General features: G+C 64.9%; 17 protein-coding genes. 8 read left to right on the top strand and 9 right to left on the bottom strand.

Annotated elements, in window-relative coordinates; genetic code table 11:
* The first annotated feature begins 126 nt into the window (after positions 1 to 126).
* From BMW89_RS31725 to BMW89_RS31715, 4 genes are all read left to right on the top strand, one after another.
* Positions 127 to 6,573 (top strand): non-ribosomal peptide synthetase, encoded by a 6,447-nt coding sequence (locus BMW89_RS31725; protein ID WP_092033821.1) that lies wholly within the window; start codon positions 127 to 129, stop codon positions 6,571 to 6,573.
* A 142-nt stretch (positions 6,574 to 6,715) separates the two neighbouring features.
* On the top strand, positions 6,716 to 6,883 hold the full coding sequence (locus tag BMW89_RS38185; RefSeq protein WP_177196466.1) for a hypothetical protein: 168 nt from the start codon (positions 6,716 to 6,718) through the stop codon (positions 6,881 to 6,883).
* 219 nt (positions 6,884 to 7,102) lie between these two features.
* Positions 7,103 to 7,834 (top strand): 4'-phosphopantetheinyl transferase family protein, encoded by a 732-nt coding sequence (locus tag BMW89_RS31720; protein ID WP_092033816.1) that lies wholly within the window; start codon positions 7,103 to 7,105, stop codon positions 7,832 to 7,834.
* Positions 7,834 to 8,811, top strand: coding sequence for an LLM class flavin-dependent oxidoreductase (locus BMW89_RS31715; protein ID WP_092033813.1), 978 nt, complete (start codon positions 7,834 to 7,836; stop codon positions 8,809 to 8,811). Before BMW89_RS31720 ends, BMW89_RS31715 begins: the two co-directional genes overlap by 1 nt.
* Before the next feature lie 3 nt (positions 8,812 to 8,814).
* Here BMW89_RS31715 and BMW89_RS31710 read toward each other — a convergent pair whose 3' ends face one another.
* The 3 genes from BMW89_RS31710 to BMW89_RS31700 form a co-directional block, all read right to left on the bottom strand.
* Positions 8,815 to 9,840, bottom strand: a complete 1,026-nt coding sequence (locus BMW89_RS31710) for a histone deacetylase family protein (RefSeq protein WP_092033810.1) — start codon at positions 9,838 to 9,840, stop codon at positions 8,815 to 8,817.
* 126 nt (positions 9,841 to 9,966) lie between these two features.
* Positions 9,967 to 10,908, bottom strand: coding sequence for an SMP-30/gluconolactonase/LRE family protein (locus BMW89_RS31705; protein ID WP_177196465.1), 942 nt, complete (start codon positions 10,906 to 10,908; stop codon positions 9,967 to 9,969).
* Positions 10,865 to 12,937 (bottom strand): PQQ-dependent sugar dehydrogenase, encoded by a 2,073-nt coding sequence (locus BMW89_RS31700; protein ID WP_092033805.1) that lies wholly within the window; start codon positions 12,935 to 12,937, stop codon positions 10,865 to 10,867. Before BMW89_RS31700 ends, BMW89_RS31705 begins: the two co-directional genes overlap by 44 nt.
* Positions 12,938 to 13,139: 202 nt before the next feature.
* Here BMW89_RS31700 and BMW89_RS31695 point away from each other — a divergent pair, with 202 nt between their 5' ends.
* Entirely contained in the window at positions 13,140 to 13,373 is a 234-nt protein-coding gene (locus BMW89_RS31695; RefSeq protein ID WP_092033802.1) for a DUF6894 family protein, read from the top strand.
* A gap of 9 nt (positions 13,374 to 13,382) precedes the next feature.
* Entirely contained in the window at positions 13,383 to 13,559 is a 177-nt protein-coding gene (locus BMW89_RS38180) for a hypothetical protein (RefSeq protein ID WP_177196464.1), read from the top strand.
* Between the two features lie 22 nt (positions 13,560 to 13,581).
* Here BMW89_RS38180 and BMW89_RS31690 read toward each other — a convergent pair whose 3' ends face one another.
* Positions 13,582 to 14,355 (bottom strand): enoyl-CoA hydratase-related protein, encoded by a 774-nt coding sequence (locus tag BMW89_RS31690; protein WP_092033797.1) that lies wholly within the window; start codon positions 14,353 to 14,355, stop codon positions 13,582 to 13,584.
* A 111-nt stretch (positions 14,356 to 14,466) separates the two neighbouring features.
* Here BMW89_RS31690 and BMW89_RS31685 point away from each other — a divergent pair, with 111 nt between their 5' ends.
* Entirely contained in the window at positions 14,467 to 16,059 is a 1,593-nt protein-coding gene (locus tag BMW89_RS31685; RefSeq protein WP_092033793.1) for a gamma-glutamyltransferase family protein, read from the top strand.
* 13 nt (positions 16,060 to 16,072) lie between these two features.
* Here the strand turns inward: BMW89_RS31685 and BMW89_RS37565 are convergent, their stop codons facing one another.
* The 5 genes from BMW89_RS37565 to BMW89_RS31660 form a co-directional block, all read right to left on the bottom strand.
* Positions 16,073 to 16,537, bottom strand: coding sequence for a DUF4279 domain-containing protein (locus BMW89_RS37565; RefSeq protein ID WP_143062864.1), 465 nt, complete (start codon positions 16,535 to 16,537; stop codon positions 16,073 to 16,075).
* A 64-nt stretch (positions 16,538 to 16,601) separates the two neighbouring features.
* Positions 16,602 to 17,885: an NAD(P)/FAD-dependent oxidoreductase gene (locus tag BMW89_RS31675; protein ID WP_092033787.1), complete on the bottom strand. Its 1,284-nt coding sequence runs from the start codon at positions 17,883 to 17,885 to the stop codon at positions 16,602 to 16,604.
* A gap of 12 nt (positions 17,886 to 17,897) precedes the next feature.
* Positions 17,898 to 18,629 carry an amino acid ABC transporter ATP-binding protein gene (locus BMW89_RS31670; protein ID WP_092033783.1) on the bottom strand — a complete coding sequence of 244 codons (732 nt, stop codon included), beginning with the start codon at positions 18,627 to 18,629 and terminating at the stop codon, positions 17,898 to 17,900.
* On the bottom strand, positions 18,626 to 19,279 hold the full coding sequence (locus tag BMW89_RS31665) for an amino acid ABC transporter permease (RefSeq protein ID WP_092033779.1): 654 nt from the start codon (positions 19,277 to 19,279) through the stop codon (positions 18,626 to 18,628). Before BMW89_RS31665 ends, BMW89_RS31670 begins: the two co-directional genes overlap by 4 nt.
* Before the next feature lie 39 nt (positions 19,280 to 19,318).
* Positions 19,319 to 20,077 carry an ABC transporter substrate-binding protein gene (locus tag BMW89_RS31660; protein WP_092033776.1) on the bottom strand — a complete coding sequence of 253 codons (759 nt, stop codon included), beginning with the start codon at positions 20,075 to 20,077 and terminating at the stop codon, positions 19,319 to 19,321.
* A 179-nt stretch (positions 20,078 to 20,256) separates the two neighbouring features.
* Between BMW89_RS31660 and BMW89_RS31655 the strand changes: the two genes are divergently transcribed.
* Positions 20,257 to 20,895, top strand: a complete 639-nt coding sequence (locus BMW89_RS31655) for a helix-turn-helix domain-containing protein (RefSeq protein ID WP_177196463.1) — start codon at positions 20,257 to 20,259, stop codon at positions 20,893 to 20,895.
* Positions 20,896 to 21,007 lie beyond the last annotated feature (112 nt).

Raw genomic sequence — 21,007 nt, 5'->3', positions numbered from 1 at the left:
CCCGACCATCACTCCGTCGAAGGGCTTTAGGGCCCCTCAACCACAGATTTTGGGGCTCAAACTTCACCTCAGACTGGACGCGTTCCCTAACTCTTGGGAAGAATAGCTCAATCGGATCAAAAGGGAATGGCGTTGTCGGACATTGCATCTGGAGCGGGAGAGGGATCGGCCGGCGGAAGCGCTGAAACGAAGATATTCACGCATATCGGCGGCCTTCTCGATTTCTACGCCCGCAAGACATCATCAGCGCCCGCCCTCATGGCACCGGGCAGGCCGGCTCTCGCCTACGGCGCGCTTGGCGAGCGGACGCAGGACCTCGTCCGCACGCTGCGCGGGCTCGGCATTGCGCCTGCCGACCGGATCGCCGTTGCACTGCCGCGCGGCGCCGACAGTGCGCTCGCCATGATCGCAGTTGCGTCGGCCAGCGCCTGCATCCCCGTCAATCCGGACCTGACCGCGGACGAGTTGCAGCGCTATTTCAGCGAATTGAAGCCAAGGGCGCTCGTCACCCGGGCGGACATGAACTCACCGAGCCGTGATGTCGCCAGGGCGCTGGATATCGCAGTGATCGATTTCGTGCCGGGGCCAAAAGACGATCTCGGCGGCTGCGCGTTCGTCGGCCCGGTGATCGGGCCGGCGAGCACCAGCGGCGCCTCGCGCGGCGACGACGATGCATTCATCCTGCTGACGTCGGGCACGGCGGCACGGCCCAAAATGGTGCCGCTCACACATCGCAATGTGTGCCTGTCCGCCTATAATGCCGGCCACGTGCTGTCGCTCGGATCCCGCGATCGCCTGCTCAACGCCCTGCCGCTGTTTCACGCCCATGGCCTGATCTCCGGTCTCCTGACGGCGCTGGCCGCGGGCTCCAGCGTGATCTGCACCGACGGCTTTGACGCATTGTCCTTCTTCGGCTGGATGCGGGAGCTGCGACCGACCTGGTACACGGCGGTGCCGACCATTCATCGCGCGCTGCTGACAGCGGCCGAAGCCGACCCGGATCGTGCCCGGTCGTCATCGCTGCGCGTGATCCGTTCGGCTTCGTCCTCGCTCGCGCCTGCGATCCTCAATGGACTGGAGGCGATGTTCGGCGTTCCCGTGCTCGAAACCTACGGCATGACGGAATCAGCCTCGCAGATCGCGGCCAATCCGTTCGAGCTGCGCAAGATCGGATCGGTCGGCCGCGCCGCGGGCCCCGAGATCGCGATCATGGACGAGACCGGCCGCACGCTCGCGCCCGGCGGGCACGGCGAGATCGTGCTGCGCGGAGCGAACATGAGCCGCGGCTATTATAATGACGAGGCAGCGACGCAGGCCGCGTTCCGCAACGGCTGGTTCCGGACCGGCGATCTCGGCTATCTCGATGCCGACGGCTATCTCTTCATCGTCGGCCGTATCAAGGACGTCATCAACCGCGGCGGGCAGAAGATCTCGCCGCTGGAGGTGGAGGAGGTCCTGCTCAGCCATCCAGCGGTGCTGGAGGCCGGCGTGTTCGCCGTGGCGCACCAAAAGCTCGGCGAGAACGTCGCGGCCGTCGTGGTGCTGCGCCCCAATTCCGAGGTGACCTCGGATCAGCTGCGCCAGTTCGCGCGAAAGCGGCTTGCGGCCTACAAGGTGCCGAGCCTGATCCGCAGCGTGGCGGCATTGCCGAAGGGCGCCAGCGGCAAGGTCAAGCGCAATGCGCTGACCGATCTGATCGCGACCGTAAAGGACGACGACGAGGCGCAGCTGCCCCGCAACGCGCTGGAGATCCAGCTTGCGGAGATCTGGGCCGGCCTGCTGGAGCTGCCGCAGGTTGGCATCGATCAGGACGTCTTCGCGCTCGGCGCGGACTCGCTCGCGGCAACGCAGATGCGCTCGCGGCTGCGCGAACGCTTCAACGTCGACTTCTCCTTCGAGGACATCTTTGATTGCGCCACGGTCTCGGCGCTTGCGGCCCGGATCGAGACCGCCACGACCCATCGCCAAACGCTGCTGCCGGCGTGGCGCCAGGCGTCGGCCGCGGATGCGCCGCTGTCGTTCCAGCAGCAGCGGATGTACGTGCTGTCGCGGCTCGACCCGACCCGCTACAACTATAATGTCGTCGAAGTCGCTGTCCTCAAGGGCATGGTCGACATCGCTGCGTTGTCTGCGAGCCTCACTGCGATCTGCGCCCGCCATGAGGCGCTGCGCTCGGTCTTCATCGAACATCAGGGCGAGCCGTCGCAGCGTGTGCTGCAGTCGCCGCCGCGATTCGAGCGGATCAAGCTCAAGCCCTGCCCCGCGGACAAGCAGGCCGCAATGATCAGGCGCGAGGCGCTCAAGCTCGCACAATATCCGTTCGACCTGGCGCACGAACCGCCGCTGAAGGTCACGCTGCTGTCGTTCGACAAATCCAGCCACGCACTGGTCGTGAACGTGCATCACCTCGTCACCGACGGCTGGTCGCAGCGGCTGTTCTGGGAAGAGCTCGCCGCGCATTATTCCGCCGCGCGCAAGAAGGGCGTGGCGGAGCTGCCCTCGGCCACGTTCCAGTATCGCGACTTTGCGCTCTGGCAACAGAGCTGGGCGCAGACGCCGGCGGCGAAGGAGCAGCTCGACTACTGGCGGACGCAGCTCGACGGCGTCACCACGCTGCCGCTGCGGACCGACCGGCCGCGGCCGGAGGTCTGGAGCGGTCACGGCGCCCGTCACTATTTCGAGTTCTCCAAGGCCCTCTCGGGCGATGTCCGCGCACTGAGCCAGGACCAGGGCGTCACCCCCTTCATGACGCTGCTCGCGGTATTCCAGTGCCTGCTGTTCCGCCACACCTCGCATGAGGACGTCGCGATCGGCTCGCTGATCGCCAACCGCAACCAGATCGAAAGCGAGCGCCTGATCGGGCTGTTCGCCAACACCCTGATCCTGCGCAGCGATTTTGCCGGCGATCCGAGTTTTGGCGAAATGTTGCGACGGGTGCGGCAGGTGACGCTCGACGCCTATCGCAACCAGGACCTTCCGATCGAGGAGGTGCTGCGCGCGCTCCAGATCGCGCGCCGGAACGACGGCAATCCGCTGTTCCGGATCATGTTCATCCTCCAGAACGCCTCGATCGAGGCTGCACGCTTCCCGGGCATGTCGACACGGCGGCTGGAGGTCGATCCGAAGGTGGCGCGGTTCGACATCACGCTCGAGCTGGTCGAGGCCGACGGCCGTTTCACGGGCTTCTTCGAGTACGCCACCGATCTGTTCGATGCGGCCACGATCGAAGACATGGCCGCTCAGTTCAAGACCCTGCTCAAGGCCGTCATCTCCAATCCGGAACAGCGCATTTCGCGCCTGCCGCTTTTGACCGAGGCCGAACGACGCCAGTTGCTGACGAAAGGCCACGGTGTGCCGGCCAATTTCACCGCGCGCGGCAATTTGAGCGAACGCTTCGACCGTCAGGCGAAGACAACGCCGAACGCGATCGCGGTGTCGGACGGCCGCACCTCCCTGAGCTATCGCGAGCTGGCGCGGCGCAGCCAGGCGATCGCGCGCTGGCTGGCCCGCGAAGGTGTCGGTGCCGAGAGCGTGGTTGCCTTGCTCGCCGAGCGCGGGCCCGATCTGCTCGCCGCAATGATCGCAGTGCAGCGCGTGGGGGCTGCCTTCCTGAACCTCGATCCCGAGCAGCCGCCGGCGCGGCTTGCGACCATTTTGGGATCGAGCTGCGCCCGCATGCTGCTGACCGGGCGCGCGCAATCATCCATGGTCGAGGCGCTGCTCGAACCGCTGGTCGAGCGCGTCCATGTGGCGGAGCTTGAGGACGCACTCGCGCTAGGGGCGACCAAACCGGCCCGCGCGGCGCGGCCCGCGGCCGCGAGCCTTGCCTATCTCATCTATACCTCCGGCTCCTCCGGTGCGCCGAAGGGCGTCATGATCGAGCAGCGTGGCCTCTCGAACCATCTGGCGTCGCTCATCTCCGAACTCAATCTCTCGGCCAGGGACGTGATTGCGCAGACCGCGCCGCAGAGCTTCGTCATCTCGGTGTGGCAGTTTCTCGCAGGACCCATGGTCGGCGCGCGCGTGCATGTCTGCGGCAACGCGATCGTGCAGGACCCGATCCTGCTCGCGGGCGAAATCGAGCGCGAGGGCATCACCGTGCTTGAGATCGTCCCGTCGCTGCTGCGCGTGATCCTCGACCGCATGGACGAGGCAGGGGTCCAGCGCGCCTTCGCGAAGCTGCGCCTGCTGATCTCGACCGGCGAGCCGCTGCCGGTCGACCTCTGCCGGGCCTGGTTCGCACGCTGCCCAAAGGTGCCGCTGATCAATGCCTATGGTGCGTCGGAATGTTCTGATGACGTCTCGCTGCATCGCCTGACCAAGGCGCCAGCGACCACGACGACCAACGTTCCGGTCGGAGCGCCGCTGCCGAACACCCAGCTCTACGTGCTCGATCAAAATCTTCAGCCGCTGCCGGTCGGCCTGACCGGCGAGCTCTGCATCGGCGGCGCCGGAATCGGCCGCGGCTATGTCAACGATCCCGCGCAGAGCCGGCAACGCTTCCTGCCCGATCCGTTCTCGCGCCAGGCCGGCAGCCGGCTCTACCGCACCGGCGACCTCGCCCGCCGCCGCGCTGATGGCACGATCGAATGCCTTGGCCGCGCGGACCTTCAGGTCAAGGTCCGCGGCTACCGGATCGAGCTCAAGGAGATCGAGAACGCGCTGGCCGACCACCCTTGTGTGCGCGCCGGCATCGTCGAGCCGCGTCGCGAGGCGAGCGGTGACGTCAGGCTGATCGCCCATATCGTTGCAAGATCGGGCAGCCAGAGCAGCGCCAGCGAACTGCGCGAGTTCCTGAAGAGCCGGCTGCCGGGCCACGCCATCCCATCCGCCTTCCTGTTCCTGGATCAACTGCCGCTCAATGCCCATGGCAAGATCGACAGGTCGGCACTGCTCGCGCCCGCGCAGCAGGAAGCGCCGTCCGGGGCCGACGCCGCCGTGCCGGCACGGCACTTCACCGAAAAAGTGCTCTCGGACATCTGGGTCGACCTGCTGAAGGTCGAGAACCTCGGCGTCACCGACAATTTCTTCGATCTCGGCGGCCATTCGCTGCTGGCGGGCCAGGCGATGGCGCGCGTGGCCCGTGCGCTCGGCGTGTCGCTGCCGATCAAGACCATCTTCGAAGCGCCGACGATCGAGGAGCTTGCCCGTCGGGTCGACGAAGCCGTGGCGGCGAAGCTGCACAAGCCCACCGCAAGCCTGTCTCGGTTAACCGAAAACGGCCCGCCAACACTCTCGATCGCGCAAGATCAGATGATTCGCATCGAGCAGAACCTGCCGGGACTTCCGCTGTTCAACCTGCCCTTTGCCTTCCGGCTCGAGGGCCCGCTCGATCCGGCCATCCTCGGGCAGGCGTTCGGTGACATCGTGCGCCGCCACGAATCGCTGCGGACCGGGTTCGGCTGGAGCGGCGGGGAGCCGGTCAGCCGCATCGCCACGCCGAGCGAGCTCGGACCGGCGCTCACCGTCGAAATCATCGGTGACGGGCGGGCGCACAACAACAGGCGGCGCAAGGCCCTCGAGCTCAGGAAGATCGATCTCCTGATCGAGCAGGAGACCTACACCCCGTTCGACACCGCGCGGCCGCCGCTATTGCGGGCGCGGCTGTTGCGCCTCCATGCCGACGACCACGTGCTGCTGCTGACGCTGCATCACGCCGTCGCCGACGGCTGGTCGATCGGCGTGCTGTTCGAGGAATTGTCGAGCCGCTATGCGGCACTGGTCGGACGCCCTTCAGCGCCGCTACTGAGGCCGCCGCCGGCCTTTTCAGACGTCGCACGCTGGCAGCGCTGGTGGTGCAGCACCGACGCCGCCCGCCGCCAGGCCGCCGACTGGACGGAGAATTTGCGCGGCGCGGCCCCGATCTTCGACAGCGAGGCGAGCCCCGGCGCATCCACCGGGCATCATCCGGTCAGCCTCGAGCGCGAGCTGATCGGCAGGCTGACGACATTCGCCGGCCAGCACAATTGCACGCTGTTCATGTGCCTCCTCACCGGCCTGAAGGCCCTGCTGCTCGCCCGGACCGGCCGCAGCGACATCGCCGTCGCCACCGCCATGGCCAATCGCGCCCAGCCGGACACCGACCGGATCGTCGGCCCGTTCGAGAACACGGTGATCGTCCGCACGACAATCACGCCTGATCTGTCGTTCGCGCAGGCCCTGGTCCGGGTCCGCGGGAGCGTGCTGGATGCACATGCGCGGCAGGAGCTGCCGTTCAATTTGCTGGCCGACCATCTGGAGCGGGAGGGGATCGACCCGGCCACGCCGCTCCAGGTCTATTTCACTCTGCAAAATCCGCTGCGCCAGCCGCTCGATTTGCCGGACATTGCAGTGCAATCGATCGGCAACGTCGCGCGCGAGGGGCAGCCGGTGCTGCCGATCGACCAGACCTGGCTGTCGCTGATGCTCAAGGAACGCCCGACCGGAATCACCGGTTCATGCAATTACAAGCGCGAATTGCTCGACGGCGGCATGGTCGGCGCGTGGATGGAGGATCTCGTGGCGCTGCTGGGAACCGCCGTCACCCAACCCAACACGCCGCTCGGCCGATTGCTCGCGCGCAAGGCGGCATGACCGGCTGTACAAGACTAGAGAATAGGAGTTCACTCGTCAAAGCTGTGAGTGATCAAGTTGCATCTTGATTATTTGCCGCCATCGCGCAACATTATTCCTGCGTTTTTGATTTGGACGTATTTTCAACCGGGGGAGTGTTATTATGGGCTTCATCAAATTTACCAAGGGTACCTCGCTGAGCGACAAGGACCGCAAGGCCCTGCAAAAGCTGCTGGGCGCCGAGAAGAAGAAGCTGCAGTCCGCACTGAAGGACGTCGACGCCAGCCTTTCGGTGCTGGGCGGGTCGAAGAAGGCCAAGAAGAAAAAGTAAGACTAGTCGGCGGAGACGCCGCACGAATCTTCGGACAACGGCCACACGCCTGCCGAGCTGGGGGGCTCGCACAAGCTTGTGTCCGTAAACCGTCCAGCAATCGACAAGAATCCGCCCGGGTGGACCGTTAGAAGCGGTCCGCTCAGTCGTTTCTTGCTCAGTTGATTCTTCCGTCAGGGCCGGGGATTAGGCCTCTGCCTGACGCCAAAGGCCTATTTGATGGCAGACGACAGAATTGAACTGTTTGTCGGACTGATCGAGACCATTGACGCGCCCGGCGCGGCCGATGCGTGCCGATGCTTGCTCTCGGTCGACGAACGACACCGCGCCGATCGCTTCATGTTCGAGCGGCATCGACGACAGTATATTTTCGCGCACGCGATGCTGCGCCTGGCGCTGTCGCAAGTCGCGCCGAATGTTGATCCCACCGATTGGTCCTTTGCGGCCGGCCGCTATGGGCGGCCGTTTGTCGCATCGCCAAAGACCTCGACCGCGCTGCATTTCAGCCTGTCGCACGCCGACGGCTGCGTTGCTTGCGTGGTGTCCGGGCACGAAGCCGTTGGCGTCGACGTCGAGACCGTGTCGCGGCGGGTCGCACCACTGTCGACCGCGCTTCGGTTCTTTGCGCCAGAGGAGGTCGAGACCTTGCGCGGACTGCCGGAGCCCGCTGCAATCGAGCGCTTCTTCGATTACTGGACGCTCAAGGAGGCCTATCTGAAGGCCAGGGGCTTTGGGCTCAATCTGCCGCTCGACGCCTTCGCGATGCAGGTGTCGCACGAGGCGATCGAGATCAGCTTCAAGCCCGATATCGCCGACGATCCCCAGGGCTGGCGATTCCAGCTATGCTCGCCGTCACCCTCGCACCGCCTTGCAATCGCCGACGGCTCCCGGGCGGAGGGCGGCCTTCCCATCACGCGCAATGCGTGGCCGCTCCAGGAAGCGGCGGAGTAATGCCGGCGCGGCTGCGCGTCTTTCCCGCAATCTCGCGCAACCGCGATCCCAAGAAATATGTCGGCGAGCTGATGCGCGTGGCTGAGTTCGCCGACCACAACGGCTTCGAAGGCATTTTGCTGTTCGAAGGCAATGACGTGTTCGTCGAGCCCTGGGCGATGGCCCAGCACATCATGGCGGAGACGACGCGGAGTTCGCCGCTGATCGCCGTCAATCCCGTCTACATGCACCCGTTCGCAGCGGCGAAATTCGTCTCGTCCCTTGCGCAGCTCCACGGCCGCAAGGTCTATCTCAACATGATCACGGGGACCGCGGTCAGCGACTTGCGGGGACTGGGCGACGAGCAGTCGCATGGCGAGCGCTATGTCCGGCTCGGCGAATTCGTGGCGCTGATGCGCCAATTGCTCTCGAGCCCGCGGCCGGTGAATTTCGAAGGCCGGTTCTATCGTGCAAGCAATTTGCAGCTTCGCCCGCGCCTGCCGGCGGAGCTGATGCCGGAATTCCTGATCGCTGGCCAGTCGGAAGCGGCGCAGCGCGTGGCGAAGGAGACCGGCTGCATCAAGATGCAGATGCTGCCGCCCGATCTCGATCGCGGTCTCAACGTATCAGGCATGAATTTTGGCATTTTCGCGCGTGAGAGTCGCGAGGAGGCGCGGCAGGCGGCCAAGGCTCGTTTCCGCGACAACCCCGATGATCGCGAACTGCTCGCGCTCACCGTGGAGAACAGCGATTCCGTGTGGAAGCGACATCTCTATGACGGCCAGAGCGGCGAGCTCGCGGACAACGGCTACTGGCTATTGCCGTTCCTGACCTTCCAGGCCGACTGCCCCTACCTCGTCGGCAGTTACACCGAGATCGGCGCGAAGCTGAAGGAGTTTGCGGCGAAGGGCCTGACCACTGTCATGCTCGACATGGTCGCGGACGAGGCCGAGATGCAGCACGTCTGCAAGGCGCTGGCGGCAAGCGGGCTGTTTTAAACCTCACCGCGCCTCTTCGAATCCTGCCAGCACCGAGGTCAAATTCGCGCCCAGAATCTCAGAGAGATAGCCGCCCTCCTGCACGAACACGGTCGGCAGGCCGAGCTTCGCGATGGCTTGGCCGATGCGGCGGAAACCTGGCGTGGTGACGGCCAATCCCTTGAGCGGATCATGCTCGGAGGCGTCGAGGCCGAGCGCGATGACGAGCGCGCCGGGTGCAAAAGACTCGATCGCCTTGCGCGCGACGTCCATGGCCCGGATGTAACCGTCATCGCCGGTGCCGATGGCGAGGGGGATGTTGAGATTGGTGCCGAGGCCCGGGCCCTCACCGCGCTCATGCGCGTAGCCCCACACATAAGGATAATAGGCGACAGGATCGGCGTGGATCGACACCGTGTAGACATCGGGCCGCGCGTAAAAAATGCCCTGCGTGCCGTTGCCGTGATGGACGTCGACGTCGAGGATCACGACGCGCTCGTGCTTCTGCCGCAGATGTGCGGCGGCGATCGCACTGTTGTTGAGGAAGCAGAAGCCGCCGGCCATGTCGCGATAGGCGTGATGGCCGGGCGGACGGCAGAGCGCGTAGGTCGCATCTTCACCGTCCATCACCATCTGCGCCGCGGTAACCGCAACGTCCGTCGCGGCGCACGCCGCAGCCCAGGTGCCAGGACCGATCGGCGCCGCGGTGTCGGCGGTGTGCCAGCCGAGTCGGCCTACGATATGGGTCGGATAGGTCGCGGCGTGGCGAACGGGATGGATGTTGCCGATCATCTCCGGGCCGGAATCGCCGAGCGCGGTCCAGGCGTCCCAGGCTTCGCTGAGGAACGTCAGATATTCCGGGCTGTGAATGCGCGCGCGCGGCCCCTGCCCGAACTTGGTCGGCTCAACCAGTTGATGCTTGCCGTCCTTCACCCCCCTAAGCAGGCGATCGGCACGCTCGGGCTGCTCGGTGGTGCGCTTGACGACACCGCGAACCAGGAAGAATTGCGGATCGTGGCTGCGGTGCAGTTCGGTATGGACGGCTTTCACTCAAACACTCCGTGGTCGCTTTGAAGGTGCCACGGATGTCTTGATCCCCGCGGCGGACAGATGCAAGCAAGAAGAGTGCCGCCTCTGCCGCGCCGCTCTGCGCCGAGAGCAGACCGCCCCTGATGCTCAGCAGCGGCCGCGCTGAAGGCAGTGCTCGCGGCCCTCTTGGTCGGTGCGGAAGGCCTCGACGAAGCCACCCTGGCGCTGCGTGACGAAGACAGTCTTGCCATCGCTGCCGCCGAAGGCGAGGTTGGTCGGCTCCTTGCCCTTCAGGACAATCTCGCGCTCGACCGCACCGTTCGGCTTCATCATCGCGATCGTGCCCTTGAGGATGCGCGCGATATAGAGGCGGCCGGCAATGTCGGTGCGCAAGCCGTCCACGGTGTCGGGTTGGAATGTCTTGACGAGCTTTGCACCGGTGAGCTCGTTGCCGTTCACCGCGTAAGACCAGATCTGGCCATTGCTGGATTCCCCGACATAGAGCGTCCTGCCGTCAGGGCTGAGATCGATGCCGTTGGTGGTGCCCATCGCGCGCGGCGCCGACATCACCTGCCCCTGCACCGATCCATCCGCGGCTTTCGCGATGCGCCAGATGTGGCCCTCCCGGCCCTTCCAATTCGGATCGCTCGCGTAGATCGTGCCGTCGCGCGCGACCGTGATGTCGTTGGGCTGGTTCATCTCGTCGGAGTGAAACCAGATGACTGGCTCGGTCGCGCCCTTTGGGATCGCGAAGATGTTGTGCTTCTTGTAGTCGGCGATGAACATGGCGCCGCCGCGATCGAAACGGATCGCGTTGCCGACGCTGCCCTCGGGAAGTGCCGTGAACAGCTCCGAGGCCGCACCACCCGCAGGCAGTTTGCCGATGGTGCCGGGCTTGCCGAGATTGACGACGAACAAATTGCCGTCGAGATCGGCGGCGGGCCCTTCGATGCCGAAGGTGTATTCGCTGTCGGGCGTCACCTGCACGCTGTCGAACAGCTTCGTCTCGGTCGCGGCCAGCGGCGTCGCGACGACGAGCAAAATGCTACTGCACAGGCACCAGAAATTCCTGCCGGATGTAATAGCCATCGTCGTCGCTGCACTCGCCATTCAGATAGGGATCGGCCGGCCGGAAGAATCGGCTGAAGCCGGATTTGTCTACAGCGCTCCTTTGTGTCACGACGACGACCTTACCGGCCGGTATTTCGCCGCATTCCTTATTGGTTTTGCCGAAGAACTTGCGCTGCGGCGGACCGGGCTTGATCCGCATCCGCGTGCCCGGAACCATTTTGGCGACGAGCAGGTCGGCGGTATCGAGCAGGCGCGTGTAACCGGGCTCGGTCTTCGGCAGGCTTTCGCCGCCCGGCGGCATCAGCTTCTCGGCACCGATGCCGCGCAAACGCGTGCGCAGCCTGCCGGAGTCCGGATCGCCTGGATAGATCCAGCCGTCCTGTGACAGCATGAAGCGGAGCACCGTCTTGTCCTTCTCCGCATCGGGTTGTCCGGCCTTCAGGCCGAAATCAGAATGGCAGCCGACGCAATGCTTCTCGACGAGGCCCTTGCGCAGCGTGGTGAGACGGGTGCTGTTTTGCGCGTCCCTGGCGACGAAGGCCGCGAGCTGTTCGATCATCGCCTGGCTGCGCGTGTCGCAGGGCAGCGGCTGAGGCGCATCGCCCGTGGCGCGATCGATGCGGATGACCGTCTGGTTCTTGTCTTCGACCAGCCAGATCGCGCCGTCCTCGGCGACTGTCATGCCGACCGGCGCGCCTTGCGGCCGCGCGCCGTTGACGCGGTGCCAGCCTGCGATCAGCTCTTCGAAGGGGGCGGCGGCGACCTCGCCGGCGTCGGTCTGAAAACTATGGGTCGGATCGGCAGCGCAACTAACATGATAGCGCACTGGCGCCGGGGCGGGCTTGGGAAAGCCGTGGTCGTCGACATCGTAGATGAGGACGCGGCTTCCGGTCGGGCGATAACCGTGCAGGCCGACCAGCAGCTTGCCCTCCAGCTCCGGAAATTTGGCGCCGTGATAATAGAGCATCGCGAGCGGCGCGCCGTGCGGCGGCATCAGCGAGAACGGCGCCTTGTAGAGCGCGTTCGCCGTGCACAGCGATTTGTAGACGCCCGATTGCAGTACGAGCCTGAACTCGGGGCTCGGCGTCGCGAGGTCGAAGCAATAGGGCCAGCCGTAGTGCCTGCCCTGCTCGATCGCGTTGATCTCCTCGTTCGGTCTGAAGATATCAGGCAGATCGCGGCCGTTCTCGCCTTGCAGGAAGGCGTAGCCGGCATCCGGAAAATTCGGATGCAGCGCCAGCGCCATCGAATTGCGCAAGCCCCGCGCATAGACGGTGTGCGGCGGATCGATATCGCCAGGCTTCAGCGCCGGGAAGATGCCGCCTGTGGGCGGCGTGAACAGCCAGATCGACGCCATCGCAGAGGCGCCTTCGGCCGCCGCGCAAGGCCGCGTGATCGGCCCCGGCGTGATGCAGTCGTCGCTGTGCGAGCCGACATTGACGAACAGCCGACCGGTCCGGTCAAAGACAAACTGCTTGAGCGGATGCGCGCTCTCGTCGAGTTTGGTGCCGTCAGGCAGCGTGATCCGGCGGCCCGGCATGTGGCGGATGATGGTCTCGACCGTGCTCCGCGGATTGTCGGCGAGCGGATCGAACAGGAAGATCGTCTCGGATGTCGAGGCATAGAGCTTCTTGTCCGGGCCGATCACGAGACCGAACGGATACTCGACGCCGGTCAGCAGCTCCTTGAAGCGCTGGCCCAGGGGCGCGTGCGGATCGAGCAGCAGCAGCCGTCCGTCGGTGTGGCCCCAGCCGCCCATGTCGGCGACCACGAACAGGTCTCGGCCCGGCACCTGGATAATCGAGCGCGGAAATTTAAGGTGATCCTCCTCGCTGGCGACGAGGCCGGCGCAAAATCCCGCCTTCATGTCGATCTGGATTTTGGGAAAAGCGAGATCGCCGCTGCCGCAGATTTCGGTGCCGATCGCATAGCCGCTCTTCCTGATCGGCTCGGACGAGGCCGGGGTGAAGCCGAGCAGTGCAGCGGCCAAAACCGCTGCAAACGCGCAAAGATTTCGGCGTTCGCTCCCGAATGTGAACTGGTTCACGGTGGCCTCCCCGACTTTCCGGGAAACTTGTTCCATGGCGCCTCGGCGCCGTCCAGTCATCACCCGCCTGTGATTAAACCTGTAACGACCTTGGCGCCGACCAATCTCCGTAAATTCCCTTACCGGGCTCGACACGAATGTTTCGCGAAGGCCTCGGGTGGTATCGGTTTGCCATCCCAATCGCTCCCGACAGGAGACGCATATGGTCCAGGTCTATTTTCACTGCTCCAACACCGAAGGCACGCTGGTCGACCGCTACGGCGCCGCCGTCGCCAACCTGACCGAGGCACGCGACCGGGCCGCCCAGATCATGAACTCGATGATCCTGACGCCCGGCGCTGAAGACTGGCGCGACTGGGTGATTCATGTGAGCGGTTCCGACGGCGAGGAGATCTTCGATCTCCCCTTCACCGCCATGCTCGGCAAGCCGCATTGAGGTGATGCCATGCTGTTAGCTTCGCTAACCCTGCTCCGCCAGCCCCTCACCTTCGTCGCCACCAAATGGCAGAAGCTGGTGAGGATCGCCGGCAATCCCTACCGCCCCGAACTCCACTACATGCGCGGCCCGGGGCCGAAATGGCACGCCAAGTATCAGGCCAGCCGGCTCGACCGCAGGCTTTGAGCGCGGTCCACCACCTTATCCCCTACTTGCCCGTAAACCTCGCCTTGCGCTTTTCGACAAAGGCATTGCGGCCTTCGACAGCGTCGGCGCTCTTGCGGATCGTGGCCTGAAGCTCGATCTCGCGGCGGAATTGCGCCTCGTAGGTCGCATGCTCGCTCTCCTCGACCAGCGCACGGGTTGCGACCAAGGCGCGCGTCGGGCCATCGGCCAAACGGCGCGCCAGCGCCAGCGCCTCATCCATCAGCTTCGCATCGTCGACGACCTGCCGCACCAGGCCGATCTCTTCCGCGCGTTCGGCCGTCAGCGGCTCGTTCAGGAGCATCAGCTCGAGCGCGCGCTGCCGACCGACCAGGCGCGGCAATAGCCAGGTCGAGCCGAGATCCGGCACCAGCGCGATACGGCTGAACACCTGGATGAAGCTCGCCGACCGGGCAGCGACAATCATGTCGCCGGCCATCGCGAGACTGAAGCCGCCGCCGGCCGCCACGCCATTGACGGCGACGACCACCGGCACACGGCATTCGCGCAGCGCTCTGAAAGCCGGCCAGTAGAAACGCATCACGCCTGCGGCGATATCCTCGCCCAGCGCTTCCGACGCCTTCAAATTCTGTCCTGAGCAAAAGCCGCGCCCCGCGCCGGTGAGAACCAGGGCGCGGACGTCCTCATCCCCGGTCATCTCGACGATGGCGGCGGCGAGCGCGCCGAGCAGGTCCGGCGTCATCGCGTTCAGGCTTGCCGGCTCGTCGAGCGTCAAAATCCCGACCGCGCCATCCCGCGCCTGTTTCACACCTGCCATGTCGCGTCTCCCTTTGGATGTTCTCGTTGGCGGCAATGTGCCATTGTCCGCGCGCTTCGCCAATTGAGAAGCATCGCAACCAAGCCACGACACAAGACATCAAGCGACATCATGCCTCATCAGTTCAGCCTCGCCCAAACCGTCCGCAAACCCGCCGTCACATCCAAGGGCGGCATCGTCGCCTCGCAATCGCGGCGTGCGGCCGAAGTGGGGGCGCAGGTGCTGGCAGCAGGCGGTGACTGCGTGGACGCGATCGTCGCGACCACCTTTGCGCTGAACGTGCTGGAGCCCTGGAACAGCGGCATCGGCGGCGGCGGCGCCATGGTGCTCTACCGCGCCAAGGAAAATCGCTACGAGGTGATCGACTACGGCATGTGCGCGCCGCAGAGCCTGCGCGCGGCCGACTATCCGCTCAGCGGCGAGGGCGCGGCCGCCGATCTGTTTCCCTGGCAGCGGGTGAAGGACGATCGCAACATCCATGGTCCCGGTTCGGTCGCCGTACCCGGCGTCGTCGCCGGCATGGAGGAGGCGCATCGCCGCCACGCCAGGCTGCCGTGGAGGGATCTGGTCGCACCGGCCGTGGCACTCGCCGGCGAAGGCCTGCTGGTCGATTGGTGGACCACGCTGACGATTGCAGCATCGGCCGCCGATCTCAGGCGCTATCCGGGAAGCGCGGCAACGTTCCTGAAGGACGGCCTGCCGCCGAGCGCACCATGGGGCATCAAATCCGAGACGCGGCTGCCGCTTGAGACGTTGAAGGCGACGCTGTCGCATCTCGCCGAAGCCGGCCCGCGCGATTTCTACCAGGGCGATCTCGCCAAGAGCATCGCCTCCGACATCAAGGCGGACGGCGGCTCGCTGTCGGTGGAGGATCTCGCCGCGTTCCGCAGCCATTTGCGCGAGCCGCTCGCGATCCCTTATCGCGGCGGCAAGGTGTATGCGACGCCGGAGCTCACGGCCGGGCCGACCATGGCGCATGCACTGCGCCTGTTGCAGGAGAATCTCAAGCCCACGGGCGCGCCCGACGCAGCCGCTTACGCCGAATATGCACTGGCCTTGCAAGCAGCCTATCGCGAGCGGCTCAAGGACATGGGCGATGCCGACGGCAAGCGCTCGCTCGGCGCGGAATATCTGGCGCCCGCCTGCACCACGCATTTCTCCGTGGTCGATCGCCACGGCAACATGGCCGCTGTGACGCAGACCCTGCTCTCGTCCTTCGGCTCGAAATATGTGACGCCGCACACCGGCATCGCCATGAACAACGGCATCATGTGGTTCGATCCGACGCCCGGCAGCACCAACTCGCTCGCCCCCGGCAAGCGCTGCCTCACCAATTACACGCCCGTCATCGCCGAAACCAAGGACGGCAAGCGTCTCGCAGTCGGCGCATCCGGCGGCCGGCGCATCCTGCCGTCAGTGATGCAGCTCGTGTCCTTTGCGATGGACTTTGGAATGGATCTCGATACCGCCATCCACCAGCCGCGTATCGACGCCAGCGAGGGGGCGATCGTGATCGGCGATGCGCGTTTGTCAGCTGACACGCGCAAGGCGCTCGCCGCGCGCTTCGACTATGAGGAAGCGCGGGTGCAGTCCCTGCCGCAAAAATTCGCCTGCCCGAGCGTCGTGATGCGCAACGGCGACACGAATTCCGGCGCAGTCGAGATCTTCCAGCCCTGGGCGGATGCTGTGGCGGAGGGCTCCTGATCGTTCGAATGCGCTACGTGTCGAGGGCGATATCCCGGCTCGATTGAGGCACGTTAAAAACCTCAATCCCAAAATCCAGATGCAGGTCGACGATCGCGGACAGCGTGTCGATCGGCACAGTGTCTGAGAGATAGCCGCTCAGGAATTGAACGATAATCTGCGCCTCGCCACCCGTGGCACGCACGTGGCGAAGAAATTGCTTATGCGGCGTGAGAATTTCGATCAGCGCCACTATCTTATCGACGAACCATTGATCCGTGAGCTCGCAACGGGTGGAATGCCGCCACCTGGTGTCCTGATATGTCCCCTCCAGCGGCCTGCCTTTGGGCGTTATCCTGGGATCGCCAACGCGATGCCCGCGTCCTTCAAGCCCTAACGCGGCACTGATCTCAGCCGGAGACAGGGTCGGGTGGACGATGAATAATTCAACATCAACAACCTTAGGCTCGCCGGCATTTGCGCTCGCGTTTTCCGTCACAGACAGCCTCTCTCGTTGTTTCCATCAGCAACGAGACAGAATAGACCAACAAAGGGCCTGCGAGCTAGATCCCCAGCCGGTCGCGGACACGGCCAGCGATCACGGCCGTCGTCACACCCACCGGCCAGAATGCGTGCATCGGGATCGGCTTGATGCCGGTGACGGGCATGTCGATCTCGGCCTTGGCGCCGCCGATCAGGCGGCGCGCGAGCTGGGCGCCCATCGCGGTCGAGAGCGCGACGCCGCGGCCGTTGCAGCCGAGCGAGATCAGGATGCTTTCAGCGGGCTCGTGCACGTGCGGATAATGATCCTTGGTGATCGCGAGCCGGCTATTCCAGCCATGGGTCCAGGCGACGCCCTTGAGCTGGGGCCAGAGCCGCTCGGCGTACCGCATGAGATAGGCGACATCGTTGGGCGAGTTGATCCAGCGCATCGGGCCGCGGCCGCCCATCAGCAGGCGATTCTGCTGGTCGATGCGGTAATAGACGGTGATGTGGCCGCTCTCGTAGAGCACCGGCCGCGTCGGCATGATCGAGCGTGCGATATCGTCCGAGAGCGGGGCCGTCGCAGCGATCGACGAAAACACCGGCACGATGGTGCGGCGGACTGCCGGCCAGAGATCGTCGGTAAAACCGTTGGTGGCGAGCAGGACCTTATCGGCATGCACGACTGCGCGCGGCGTCTCGATGCGCCACCGCGAGCCGTCGCGGCGCAGCGATAGCGCCGGCGTCTCGCCATGGACCTTCGCACCTGCGGAGATCGCGGCGCGCGCGAGGCCACGGGCGTAGCTGAGCGGATGCAGATCGCCACCGCGGGAGTCGAGCATCGCGCCGATGTATCGGTCCGTGCCGGTCATCTCGTGCAATTGCTCGCGGTTTAGATATTTCACCGGCATGCCGCGGTGGATGCATTGGTCTGCCGTTGTCTTGATCGCGGCAGCGCTGGCCTCGTTGTAGGCCGCGCGCAGCGTCCCGTTCTGCCGCGCCTCGCACGGGATCTGGTAGCGGCGGATCAGCTCATGCGTGAAATTCGGCGTGCCGTAGGCGAACTCGATCATGCGGCGGCCAAGCTCGGCGCCGAAATCGGCCTCGATCTGATCAGGATCGTGCTTCAGGCCGGGATTGGTGTGGCCGCCATTGTTTCCGGACGCGCCCCAGCCAGGCTCCTGCGCCTCCAGCACCAGGGCATCGACACCCTGCTCCGCCAGATGCAACGCCGTGGAAAGCCCCGTGTAGCCGCCGCCGACGATGGCGACGGAGACGCTCTTGTCGACATCGAGCGGCGGCGTGGCCACCCGCGCGACGGCGGTGTCGGCATAGAGCGAGGGCGGTAGAGGCAGACGCGTCATGGCGAAGTCCGGTCAGAGCGGATGCAGCACGCGGCGCAAGAAGTCTTGCGTGCGCGGATGCTGGGGTTGATTGAGCAGTGCCTTGGCCGGCCCCTGCTCGACGATAACGCCGCCGTCGATGAACAGCACGCGGTCGGCGACGTCGCGGGCAAAGCCCATCTCGTGGGTGACGACGACCATGGTCATGCCGTCGTCGGCGAGCTTGCGCATCACGCCGAGAACGTCGCCGACAAGCTCGGGATCGAGCGCCGAGGTCGGCTCGTCGAACAGGATCGCCTTGGGCTGCATCGCCAGCGCCCGCGCAATCGCGACGCGCTGCTGCTGGCCGCCGGAAAGCTGCGGCGGATGCGCATCGGCCTTTTCGGCGAGGCCGACTTGCGCCAGCAGCATGCGGCCACGCTCGAGCGCCGCCGCGCGCGGCTCCTTCTTCACGTAGAGCGGTCCCTCGATGACGTTTTCGAGAACCGTCCGATGCGGGAACAGGTTAAAGCGCTGGAACACCATCGAGACCTGGGTGCGGACTTTCACGATCGACGGCGCGTCGCGGTCGACCTTCAATTCCTCGACGCTGATCTCGCCGCGATCGTAACTTTCTAGACCGTTGATACAGCGCAGGATGGTGGACTTGCCCGAGCCGGACGGGCCGACGACGCAGACCACCTCGCCCTTCTGCACTGACGCCGTGATGCCCTTGAGCACCTCGTTCTCGCCAAAGCTCTTGTGAACGTCCTTGAGATCGATCATTTCTTGCCGGCCCGCTTCTCGAAGTGGCGGACCAGCAGGATCAGCGGGATGCTCATGGTCAGATACATCAGCGCCACCATCGTGAACACATTGGTGTTCTTGAAGGTCGAGGACGCGATCAGCTTGCCCTGAAGAGCAAGCTCGGCGACCGTGATGGTGGAAGCCTGCGAGGAATCCTTCAGCATCATGATCATGACGTTGCCGTAAGGCGGCAGCACGATGCGCACGGCTTGCGGCAGCACCACGCGGCGCATCGTCAGCCACCAGCCCATGCCGATCGACTGCGCCGCCTCGATCTGCCCCTTGTCGATCGCCTCGATGCCGGCGCGGAAATTCTCCGCCTGATAGGCCGAGTAGGCGATGCCGAGCCCGAGGATGGCGGCCTGCAAGGCCGATAGCGTGACACCGAGATCGGGCATCACGAAGTAGAGGTAAAACAAGAGCACGATGATCGGGATGCCGCGGATCACATTGATCAGGCTGGCGCTGAGGACCGACAGCACCTTGATGCCGGAGACACGCATCATCGCCCAAACGAGGCCGAGCACCGTCGAGAGCAGCAGCGAGCCGATGGTGACGACGATCGTCAGCACGACGCCGCTCATCAAGATCGGGAAGAACTCGACGGCGTCGTGCCAGAAGCCTTTCATCGGCAAGCCCTCATCAGAAAAGCCTTCGATGAGCCGCTATCAGCCTTGGGCCTTCTGGCCCCATTTTTCGAGGATCTTGTCGATGGTGCCGTTGGCCTTCAGCTTCGCAAGCGACGCATTGATCTTGCCGAGCAGCGCGCTCTCGCCCTTGCGCACGCCGATGCCGACCGAGCCGACGGTAACGGGCTTGTAGGCGTCGACGAGCCGCACATCGGGAAAGCCGCCCTGCTTCAGATTGTAGGCGAGGATCGGGTAGTCGGCGAAGCCGGCCTTGAGGCGGCCGGTGTTCACGTCGCGCATGATGTCGGGGATGGTATCGTAGGCCTTGACGTCGGCGAACAGGCCGGACTTCTTCAGCGCGTCGACGAAGGCGGTACCGACCTGGGCGCCGACAGTCTCGCCCTTCAAATCGTCCTGCGTGGCATAGGCCTTGGTGTCGGCCTTCGGCACGACGAGGCCTTCGCCATAGGTGTAGATCGGATCGGAGAAGTCGACGACTTCCTTGCGCGGCGCGGTGATGAACATAGCGGCCGCAATGATGTCGATCTTGCTCGAGGTCAGCGACGGGATCAGCGCCGAGAACGCCATCGGCTCGATCTGCACGCTGAGGCCGGCGTCCTTGCCGATCTCGGTGACGAGATCGACCATGATGCCCTGGATGGTGTTGGTCTTGGTGTCCAGGAAGGTGAAGGGAATGCCCGTCGGCGTCGAGCCGACCTTCAGCACCTGCTGCGCCGAGGCCGGCACCATGGCTGCCAGCGCGAGTGCCGCGACTGCGGCCAGACCAAAACGCTTCATCGCATTCCCCTTTGGGTCCGGCCGATGGCGGCGCTCGCACATGTCGTGATCAGACGTTGCGGGCCGAGCCGTTTCGGCCTATTTTCACCAATATGAAAATTTGGTCACACTTTCACGGGTGATGCAAGCGGTTTTCATGCACATGAAGGAAGCGGTTTGACGTGAGCGGTGGCAAAAGAATGCGCAAACCGGCCGCCGCAAAGAAGGCGAAGGCAAAGGCTATCTCGAAGCCGGCCGAGCCTGCGATGGACGTTGCGGTCGGCCGCCGTATCAGGGATCTCCGGCGCGTCAGGCAATTCTCGCTGGAAACGATCGCGGCGCGCACGGAGCTGTCGATCGGCTTCCTCAGCCAGATCGAGCGCGGCCTGTCGTCACCGTCGCTGCGCGTGCTGGCAACGCTCGCCGACGTGCTCGGCGTCGGCATCGCCGCGCTGTTCGGTGCGAGCCCGAGCGCCGACGGCACCTCCGATCAGGTGGTGACGCGTGGACTGCAGCGGCCCGAGCTCAAGCTTTGGCGCACCGGCGTCTCCAAGCAATTGCTCAGCCCGGCCAGCGCCGACAACAAGCTGAACCTGTTCCTGGTGCATCTGGAGCCCGGCGGCTCCACCGGCGACGAGCTCTACACCCATGACGGCGAAGAGGCCGGCCTCGTGCTTGAAGGCAAGATGCTGCTGACGGTGGACAGCGAGACGTGGTCGCTGAAGACGGGCGACAGTTTTAGATTTGCGAGCCGAAGGCCGCACCGGTTTTCCAATCCGGCCGAGGATGCGAAGGCCGTGGTGCTGTGGGTGAATTGCGTGACGGCGGCGGCCGGGTAGCGTTCCGCCTCACGCCACTAGAGCGGTTCATCGATTGATTGAATCGGGAGGGATTCCGTCGGGCGGCGGTTTGTGATTCAAGATGCTGGCTGGATCGGAGGCCAGCATCAGA

It is taken from the genome of Bradyrhizobium sp. OK095 (assembly GCF_900109945.1).
GTDB lineage: Bacteria > Pseudomonadota > Alphaproteobacteria > Rhizobiales > Xanthobacteraceae > Bradyrhizobium.
This window is presented reverse-complemented; position numbering and strand designations above follow the sequence as displayed.

Excerpts from the sequence above, each read along its gene's own strand:
- BMW89_RS31725 (WP_092033821.1), top strand. The coding sequence starts at position 127 with ATGGCGTTGTCGGACATTGCATCTGGAGCGGGAGAGGGATCGGCCGGC.
- BMW89_RS38185 (WP_177196466.1), top strand. The coding sequence starts at position 6,716 with ATGGGCTTCATCAAATTTACCAAGGGTACCTCGCTGAGCGACAAGGAC.
- BMW89_RS31720 (WP_092033816.1), top strand. The coding sequence starts at position 7,103 with ATGGCAGACGACAGAATTGAACTGTTTGTCGGACTGATCGAGACCATT.
- BMW89_RS31715 (WP_092033813.1), top strand. The coding sequence starts at position 7,834 with ATGCCGGCGCGGCTGCGCGTCTTTCCCGCAATCTCGCGCAACCGCGAT.
- BMW89_RS31705 (WP_177196465.1), bottom strand. The coding sequence starts at position 10,908 with ATGGCTATTACATCCGGCAGGAATTTCTGGTGCCTGTGCAGTAGCATT.
- BMW89_RS31695 (WP_092033802.1), top strand. The coding sequence starts at position 13,140 with ATGGTCCAGGTCTATTTTCACTGCTCCAACACCGAAGGCACGCTGGTC.
- BMW89_RS38180 (WP_177196464.1), top strand. The coding sequence starts at position 13,383 with ATGCTGTTAGCTTCGCTAACCCTGCTCCGCCAGCCCCTCACCTTCGTC.
- BMW89_RS31690 (WP_092033797.1), bottom strand. The coding sequence starts at position 14,355 with ATGGCAGGTGTGAAACAGGCGCGGGATGGCGCGGTCGGGATTTTGACG.
- BMW89_RS31685 (WP_092033793.1), top strand. The coding sequence starts at position 14,467 with ATGCCTCATCAGTTCAGCCTCGCCCAAACCGTCCGCAAACCCGCCGTC.
- BMW89_RS31675 (WP_092033787.1), bottom strand. The coding sequence starts at position 17,885 with ATGACGCGTCTGCCTCTACCGCCCTCGCTCTATGCCGACACCGCCGTC.
- BMW89_RS31670 (WP_092033783.1), bottom strand. The coding sequence starts at position 18,629 with ATGATCGATCTCAAGGACGTTCACAAGAGCTTTGGCGAGAACGAGGTG.
- BMW89_RS31665 (WP_092033779.1), bottom strand. The coding sequence starts at position 19,279 with ATGAAAGGCTTCTGGCACGACGCCGTCGAGTTCTTCCCGATCTTGATG.
- BMW89_RS31660 (WP_092033776.1), bottom strand. The coding sequence starts at position 20,077 with ATGAAGCGTTTTGGTCTGGCCGCAGTCGCGGCACTCGCGCTGGCAGCC.
- BMW89_RS31655 (WP_177196463.1), top strand. The coding sequence starts at position 20,257 with ATGCGCAAACCGGCCGCCGCAAAGAAGGCGAAGGCAAAGGCTATCTCG.